Below are 8,830 nucleotides of genomic sequence, written 5' to 3' on the forward strand. Positions count from 1 at the left end.
AATGGATGAAATTGATACTGATGAAGCGGCAGCTATTTAAACTATCAACAACTTAATATTTACTATACTAGCCATCGCCTGTAGCTCTGTTGATTTCCGTAAAATCATGTTGCCGTCCTATATCAGCAAATAATTCTCATGAAACCTCCTTTTGCCGCAGCCTTTTTTTCCACAATATCCCCACAGAGAGGGATGCGGTAAACATCTGGCTGATTAACATGCCGATAAGATATGCTTTTATTCCGTACACCGGAATCAGGGCATAGACAAAGAGAATCCGCACAATGCTCCCTGCAAGATTCAAAAGGAACGTGTAGCCTGCCATGCCAAGCCCGTGGAGGATGGAGGAGAGGATGGAGGTTAAAAACAGGAAGGGGCAGATAAAACTCAACATAGTAATAAATCTTCCTGCCAGTGCGTTGCCAAACAGCATATCCCCCACCCACTGCCCGGTGACTAAAAATCCTGCAGTACAAATAATTCCAAAAAGGAGACACCCGAAAATGGTTCCGCCAATGGTGCGGTTGATTTTCCCGGTGTCTTTTCTGCTGTCCGCCTCTGCAATAATGGGGAGGAGCATGACAGAGACCGAGTTTGAAAATACCGTGGGAAACATGACAATGGATAAAGCCATTCCCGTTAAAACCCCGTAAATGCTTAAAGCGTCGCTCTGGGAGTAGCCAAAGAGCCGCAGCCTTGCAGGGATTAATATGGTTTCAAAGCTGGCAAATAAGGTGAGGGTCAGCCGGTTTGCCGTTAAGGGGAGGGAATAAATGAGCAGTTTGGCCCCCGGATTTTTAACAGGATTTTTGCATTTGGGAAGCTTCTTTTTTTCCTGGCACATAAGGGCGGTGATGCAGAAGAGGAAAGCAGCCCCTTCCCCGAATACCAGGCCCCACGCAGCCAGGGAGGCATCCATAGCCATTCCCTTTTGGATTTGCACCTGGCAGGCGATAAATACAAAGAGCACCCGGATTCCCTGTTCTAAAAGGGAGGAGAGGGCGGGTACGGCGGCTTTTTTTCTGCCGTAATAATAACCATGGATGCAGGAGTGGATGGCTGCTAAGGGAACAGAGCAGGCCAAAATCCGTATCAAAGGCGTGCACCTTGGTTCCAGCAAAATATTTTCTGCAATAAAGCGGTCAAACCGGAGCAAGAGACAGACAGTGGCAAGGGATAAAACCCCCGAGGCTAAAAGTCCTGCGGTGAGGAAACGTCGTGGGGCTCCCGGGTCTTTCTGCTGGTATTCTGCAACAAATTTGGACAGGGCGGTGGATATGCCTGCGGTTGTTATGGCAAAACAGATGGTGGAAATGGGAAAAATAAGCTGATAGATGCCCAGTCCTTCTGCACCGATTGCCCTGGATAGGAATATCTTATAGAAGAACCCGATAATTTTGCCCAGAATGCCTGCAGAGGATAAAAGCAGGGTTCCGGACACAATGGGATTTCTTAATTTACTTTGTATTTTCAACATAGGGCACCAAAATAGCGTTTTTGTATTATATGAGAAATGGAGTGTAAAAATGAATAAAATGATTTATTTGGACCATGCGGCTACCACCCGGATGCTGCCGGAGGTTTTAGAGGCCATGACGCCTTATCAGAAGGAGTATTACGGGAATCCTTCCACCATATATGAATTTGGGGAGAAGAGCAGGGAAGCCATAGAAAATGCCAGGGCGGTTATCGCATCCACCATCCATGCCAGGGAGGAGGAAATATTTTTTACCTCTGGGGGAACGGAGTCAGACAACTGGGCCTTAAAGGAGGCGGCAAATCTTTACAGAAGGAATCATCCGGGAATACATGGGCATATCTTAACCAGCCCCATTGAGCATCACGCCATCATCCATACCTGTCAGGAGCTTACCGCTATGGGGTGCGGCGTTACCTATCTCCCCGTGGATGAAACAGGTCTTGTGATCGTGGGGAAAGCGGAGGAGTGTATCAGGGAAAATACCTGTATTTTATCTGTGATGTATGCCAATAACGAAATCGGAACCATAGAGCCCGTGGAGGAACTGGCCTTTCTGGCAAAAAAGAATGACTTGATTTTCCACACCGATGCGGTGCAGGCTTACGGACATCTGCCAATCGATGTGCGAAGAAGCGGTATTGATATGCTAAGCGCCAGCGCTCACAAATTCGGAGGGCCAAAGGGGGTAGGATTTCTCTATATCAGAAAAGAAATAGACCTTCCCTCCTTTATCCAGGGAGGCGCCCAGGAGAGCAATCGGCGGGCGGGAACAGAAAATGTGCCAGGAATTGTGGGGATGGGAAAGGCGGCGGAACTGTCCCACAGAAGGATGGGAGAGGAAAACCGCCGGGTGAAAAAAATGCGTGACCGTCTGGTATACCGGATTATGCGGGAAATACCCGATGTGAAGTTTATGGGAAATATGAAAAAAAGGCTTTCCAACAATGCAAATTTCTGTTTTAATGGAATAGTAGGTGAGTCTGCCGCAATTTTGTTAGATACTCAGGGTATCTGTGTTTCTTCCGGATCCGCCTGCTCCACAGGACAGACGGAAGTGTCCCATGTTATGAAGGCAATCGGGGTGCCGGAGGGGCTGGCCCAGGGGGCGCTGCGCTTTACCCTGGGGGCGGAAAACACCATGGAAGAAATTGACTATACGGTAGAAAAATTAAAATACATTGTAGAAGATATGAGGAAGGCGGCGGTTTAGACGGCCCAAACCTTTATAGGGAAAGGATTGACATGAGTAAGAGAAAAGTAGTGGTAGGCATGTCCGGGGGAGTGGACTCCTCCGTGGCTGCCTGCCTGTTAAAAGAGCAGGGATATGATGTGATCGGCGTTACCATGGCATTGTGGCAGGAGGGTGCTTTGGAGGAAGAGACAGGGAGAGAGTGCTGCGGGATAAGTGCAGTGGAGGATGCCAGGCGGGTGGCACAAAATCTTTCCATCCCCCATTATGTTATGAATTTTAAAGAAGAATTTAAGCGGGATGTGGTGGATTACTTTGTCAGGGAATACAGAAAGGGCAGAACCCCCAATCCCTGCATTGCCTGCAACCGCTATGTGAAATGGGAGGCACTTTTAAAGCGCAGCCTTGAGATTGGGGCGGATTATATCGCCACGGGGCACTATGCCAGGATCGAAAAGCGGGAAAACGGCAGATATGCGGTGTGTAATGCGAAAAGTGCTGCCAAAGACCAGACCTATGCCCTGTATAACCTCACCCAGGAACAGCTGTGCCATACCTTGATGCCTGTGGGCGGGTACAGCAAAGATGAGGTGAGGGTAATTGCCAAAAGCCACAATCTTTTAGTGGCGGACAAACCGGACAGCCAGGAAATCTGTTTTATACCGGACAATGACTACGGGGGATTTATTAACCGCATGGCAGGAGGAGTCCTGGAAGGAAATTTTGTCAGTAAAGACGGTGAAATTCTTGGAAGGCATAAGGGAATTACCCATTATACGGTGGGGCAGAGGAAAGGGTTAAACCTTGCCATGGGAAAACCTGTTTTTGTCACGGAGATACGCCCGGATACCAATGAGGTTGTAATTGGGGAAAACGAGGATGTGTTTCAAAAAGAGTTAGTAGCGGAGTACATAAACTATATGGGCATTCCTGATTTTACAGACGGGGAGGTATTTCTCACAAAAATCCGCTATGCCCACAAAGGAGCACATGCCGCCCTTTATCATGAGGGGGATAAGGTGCGCTTTGTGTTTGAAGAGCCGGTGCGGGCGGCAACCCCGGGACAGGCCGTGGTGTTTTACCAGGGGGAGTATGTGGCGGGGGGAGGGACAATCCGGAGAGTCATTTCCCAGGGAGAGTAAAAAGAGAAAAATCGTGAAAATCAGGTAAAATTCAAATTGCAAATTTGAGAAAGGGACGGTATAATTTCAATATCAGAGAGGAAAACGGTTCTTTTATTCCAGGGTTGTTGGGCACCTGTTTCAAAAAGAGAATTTAAAAAGAAGGAGGGCTTGGGATGAAACATATGAAAATGGCGGTAATGGCGGCATGTGCCATGATTCTGCTTTTTATTTCCCCCAGGGCAGTTTTTGCCGCAGGCATTGGGGAAAACGTGAGCCAGGAAACGGTAAAGGAACTGCAGGCAATTGACTATGAAAACAATGAAACCATAAGGAATTTGCTGGCACCCTCCCGGTATTCTTTGTCGGAAAAGCTCAATAAAAAAACGGAGATTGCCCGCAGGGAGGGGAAGAGCCCGGCGGATATCAGTGATGAGCAGGCTGTGCAGGAGCTGAATCAGGATAATTTAAAGGTGATGTCCTATGAAGAGGCATTTAGTGATGTACAGGGAGATATAGGGAGGATTATCTGCAGGCTGGTGGATAGCACTGCAGGGGCAGACAATAATAATGCAGCCTTTTTTACGGATAAAATATTGCAGAATAAAGAAAAATTGCTTCTGGGGATTACTTACCTGGAGCGGCTGTATGATTTTGATATGGGCGGGCACAATATCAAAGAAGTGCTTCTGTATGAGCCGGGGACTTATGGGATTCCATACGATGTGCTGGACTGGCTAATACAAATCGGAAGCGCCGGGGGCGATAATTTAAAGATTTCCAATAATGCTAATGTATTTGGTTATAGAAAATTGTTTTGGACAGTTACAGACGCTATGACGCTGGAGGCTTTTCTGGAAAAGAACAGGCAGAAATGGATACCGGGGATACCGATGAACCAGTGGTTTGTGCAGCAGAGCCCTGCGTATATTCTGGAGAATACGTCTTCCTGGGATAGTAAAAACACGGGGATATACAAAAGGCTTTATGATAATACCACTTATCGTGCTTATATTCTGCCACTGCTCACCGTATCGGAAGACAGCGTTTACCTAATTGCAAACTCCGCTACCATTACATTGGGGATAATGGATTGTTATATAGACAGAAATTTAAGGGAGACGGATCCGTTACGCCATAGGGAGTTGTGTGAAAAATTCCGGCAGCAGATGGAGCAGGCGGCTAAGCAGCAGAGTGCCTTTATTGATTTCTGGCATCGGATTGCCCAGCCGGGAAAAAGAGGATTATTGTCCTCCCACCGTATGGTTTTGGACAGTCTGCGGATTGATGCGGATACCACTGTCCAATGGTCGGATAAATTCGGCAAAAATGCTGCCCGGGGTGTCAGGGAATTTTTTACGCCGCTGAATCTGTATGGTACATATATGTTTGCCGACGGCGTTGCGGAAGGGGAACGGATACGATATTATATATCAAGGGCATTAACAGAACGGGGATTTGCCACATACGCCCACGAACTGACGCATATACTTGTTTCTGAGGTAATGCTCAACGGGTATGGTTCGCGGGACGGCATGATGGCGGAGGTTTATACGAGAGGGATGTTTGAGCCCTATGAGCTGAATGAACCGCCGGCTTTTAACCTGAATCTGATTTATGACCGTATGGAAGTCAGCGATAGGTATCATAACGGCCAGCCTGAGCGTTTTTTGGATGAGGAAGATTTGCAAACCTATATGAGCGGAATTCTGGATGTGGTTTACACGCTGGATTATGTGGAAGCCGATGTTATGTTTACGAAAAGTGCGCAGGAGAAAAAGAAATGGTTTCACAAGATAGAGCAGGTGGAAGATCCTGAAACAAGGTATAATCAGGGTGAGGAAGGTTCCAGGCATAATCTGGATTCCGTCAGGGAGATTACCCTGGATGAAGCGGAAAATTTAAATTCCCTTGCGGATTTAATCCGTAACGGGATGATTGTATCCCGCTATGAAGTAAATGGCACAAAGACTACAGGAACACTGGCAAGAAACGGATATTATGTAGTGCCGCTTTTCAGCGCTAACTACGCCGGTGTGCAGAACGGCGCCGGTGTCAGCGGTGATGTTATGATACGGCGTCAGGCGTTTGAACTCCTGGGGGAATACGGTTACTACAAGGGAATGGTGCCGTATATTTCCAACCAATATAAAGCATCTGCGAAATCGGATGGCACAATCCTGTCAGATAAATATGTGCTGGAAAAAATTTTTGGCGGCGCCTATGAAACCATGGCTGATTTTAAGCTGGCAATGTTTGAAAAAAGGATAGAAAAAACAGATATGCTAAAGCCCGTCACGATTATGTGGAAAAACCATTCCTTAACCATAGATAATTTTGAAAAATTAAGCCAGTTGATGGAAGAGGCGGTAGAAAATGACTTGGCGAATGTGAAGGTAATGCCGGGTGGTGAAAATAATATCCGTGCACAGGCCACAGATGTGGAACGCCTGAAACAGGAAATATTTAAAGCTTACCTGATTCAGACAAAAGATTTCCAAGAATCTATCTATGGTACTGGCCAGACGTCTGTTGTACCGCCGGAGGAAACCACACCGGGGAATACAGAGCCCGAAAAACCAGGAAGTCCCGAAACGGAACAGCCAGGGGGAACTGGAGGCTTGGAGCCAGGGCAGCCGGGGCAGCCGGATAGTTCCGGGACGGAGCAGCCGGGGGGGAGTACTGGTTTGGAGACAGGTAAAAAAAATTCCAGTCCCAAGCTTCTTTTCTGCAAAGTGTCTTCTGGGAAAACTTCACACACCCTCCGTTGGAATTTGGTGAAGTCAGCAGATGGATATAAAATATACGGGGCGGAAAACAGCAAAAAAGTTAAATGTTTAAAGACTGTGAGCAAAAAAACAAATTCCTGGAAACATAAGAATTTAAAAAAGGGAAAGCAATACAAATACTATGTCACGGCCTATAAAAATGTCAATGGAAAGCGGGTGGTTTTAGCCCAGTCCCTGACTGCCTTTAGCATTACAAATGGGGGAAAATACGGGAATCCTTCAAAGATAGAGACAAAGAAAACATCTGTAAGTGTAAAAACTGGAAAAACTGTCCGTCTTAAAGTGAAAGTGGCCGGGAAGAAGTTAAGCCCAGCGGGGAAAAAACTGCGTTTTGTCTCCTCAGACCCGTCTGTTGCAAAGGTATCAAGCAAAGGCGTAATTACTGGGAAAAAATTCGGTAGCTGTACGGTTTACTGCATAGCGCAGAATGGATTGTACAAAAAAATAAAGGTAAAAGTAGGGCGCTGCTGATGGCAGCGCCTTCCCTCAATTGCCTGTTTTTTTCACTGGAATCCACAATTCACAAAACAGGTCCTTTTGTCCCTTTTCAAAGTATACCTCAAAATCTGTATCCTCTGTCTGAATATAACCGGTCTGGGGGCAAAATTCTTTGTAAAACTTACCCCAGGTTTCTCCCAGGCAGTCTCCGTCAGGGCCGAAGCATGGAAATACGGCGTAGCTGGCGGGTTGCACATCCCAAATCCTGTAGCCCTTTTCCGTAAATTTTTCTAATTGGGACGTATCTGTGTCCTCATCCATCAAAATTCCGATGCCGTAATTAAAATGGGTCTCATTTTCTTTTGTGGAGCTGCACAGGCCGTACAAATCCCGTTTTCCTTTTGCACGGAGTAATTTCATAGGTTCAATCAGATTTTTTTCATTGCAGTCTGTCCAGAAATCAGGGATGCTGTGGTCATTGTCATCGTTGATGATTTCATTGGGAAAAGCCTTTACCAGTGCGAGAAATTTTTGGCATCCTTTTTGTTCCATTCTGTAATCCATAATACTACCGCCTTCCATTGTAATTTTTATCACAAGGGGATTAAACAAATGAAGGGTTGCCCCTTTTCCTTTTGCCTGCTTCGGAGTTGAGCCGTGAAAATGCGCAAATGCTTTGGAAAAGCTTTCCGGGGATTCATAGCCGTACTTGTATGCGGCATCAATTACGGAGATATCCGTTGTTTGGAGTTCACAGGCCGCCAGTGTAAGACGTCTTTTTCTGATGTATTCGTTGGCTGTCATCCCGGTAATAAAACTAAATGTCCGATGGAAATTGTAATTGGACATATGGATATTTTTTGCCACATCCTCATAGTTTATATTTTCCAAAATATGTTCTTCCATATAGCATATGGCTTGCTGTATTACCTGTATAGACATATTGTTTACCCTCCTTGTAGTAAGTATTATAGTTAATGTCAAAAAAGAAATCCTGTCCTTGTTTGCACAAATTGTTTCCTGTTGTAAAATTCTCTTGTTGATGGTACTATAATACAGGAAAAGTTACAGATTGAAAAGAATTAAGAAAGAACTGGTTTCATGGAGATGAAACAGGGATGTAAAATACGGACCGAAGGATGTGGACAAATTGTACGTGATAGCAGTATGTGACGATGAAGAAAAAGAACTTGACGAAATTGAATCTTTTTTAGCAAGATACCAGGAGAAGAACAAGGAAGCAGAATTTAAAATGGAACGGTTTACCAGCGGGGAAGCGCTGGTACAGAGGGCCAGGGAAGAAAACTATACACCTGACATTTTGCTTTTGGATATTTTTATGCCGGGGAAAACAGGAATTGAGGCTGCGGAGGACATGCGGGAATTGGGATTTTCCATGCCCATTGTCTTTTTTACCACATCAACAGAATACGCCTTAAAGGCGTATGGGGTGGACGCTGTCCAGTACCTTGTAAAACCTTTGGGGCAGGAGTGCTTTTTCCATGCCATGGATTCTGCCATCCAGCAGGTTTCCAGGAAAAAGGAGAGCCAGATTGCAGTGAAAATTTCCGGGGGTCTCAGGCAGATTTGGCCCGACGATATCATTTACTGTGAATCCCAGAAAAATTATCAGGTTCTATATCTTTTTTCGGAGAAATTAAAAATACGGATGACGACTGGAAACTTGTGGGAAATTTTAAAAGAATACTCTCAGTTCAGAAGGTGCGGCAGGGCTTTTATTTTGAATCATAGGGGGGTACATTCCCCGATGCTTGCATCGTAACTTGCTTAACACAATACTAAAAAAGTGATA

General features: G+C 45.7%; 6 protein-coding genes. 4 read left to right on the forward strand and 2 right to left on the reverse strand.

Annotation, left to right across the window (positions count from 1 at the left end):
* Positions 1-136 precede the first annotated feature (136 nt).
* Positions 137-1,477 (reverse strand): polysaccharide biosynthesis protein, encoded by a 1,341-nt coding sequence (locus D7Y06_RS22385; protein WP_120409788.1) that lies wholly within the window; start codon positions 1,475-1,477, stop codon positions 137-139.
* A gap of 49 nt (positions 1,478-1,526) precedes the next feature.
* Between D7Y06_RS22385 and D7Y06_RS22390 the strand changes: the two genes are divergently transcribed.
* The 3 genes from D7Y06_RS22390 (at position 1,527) to D7Y06_RS22400 (ending at position 7,050) form a co-directional block, all read left to right on the forward strand.
* Positions 1,527-2,690 (forward strand): cysteine desulfurase family protein, encoded by a 1,164-nt coding sequence (locus D7Y06_RS22390; protein ID WP_120409793.1) that lies wholly within the window; start codon positions 1,527-1,529, stop codon positions 2,688-2,690.
* A 32-nt stretch (positions 2,691-2,722) separates the two neighbouring features.
* Positions 2,723-3,811, forward strand: a complete 1,089-nt coding sequence (mnmA, locus tag D7Y06_RS22395) for a tRNA 2-thiouridine(34) synthase MnmA (RefSeq protein ID WP_120409789.1) — start codon at positions 2,723-2,725, stop codon at positions 3,809-3,811.
* A gap of 155 nt (positions 3,812-3,966) precedes the next feature.
* On the forward strand, positions 3,967-7,050 hold the full coding sequence (locus D7Y06_RS22400) for a ZmpA/ZmpB/ZmpC family metallo-endopeptidase (RefSeq protein WP_120409790.1): 3,084 nt from the start codon (positions 3,967-3,969) through the stop codon (positions 7,048-7,050).
* 15 nt (positions 7,051-7,065) lie between these two features.
* Here D7Y06_RS22400 and D7Y06_RS22405 read toward each other — a convergent pair whose 3' ends face one another.
* Positions 7,066-7,959: an AraC family transcriptional regulator gene (locus D7Y06_RS22405; RefSeq protein ID WP_120409791.1), complete on the reverse strand. Its 894-nt coding sequence runs from the start codon at positions 7,957-7,959 to the stop codon at positions 7,066-7,068.
* A 214-nt stretch (positions 7,960-8,173) separates the two neighbouring features.
* Here D7Y06_RS22405 and D7Y06_RS22410 point away from each other — a divergent pair, with 214 nt between their 5' ends.
* Positions 8,174-8,800 carry a LytR/AlgR family response regulator transcription factor gene (locus D7Y06_RS22410; protein WP_243119456.1) on the forward strand — a complete coding sequence of 209 codons (627 nt, stop codon included), beginning with the start codon at positions 8,174-8,176 and terminating at the stop codon, positions 8,798-8,800.
* The last annotated feature ends 30 nt before the right edge of the window (positions 8,801-8,830 follow it).

Source organism: Roseburia sp. 1XD42-69, assembly GCF_003612565.1.
Taxonomy (GTDB): domain Bacteria; phylum Bacillota; class Clostridia; order Lachnospirales; family Lachnospiraceae; genus Roseburia_B.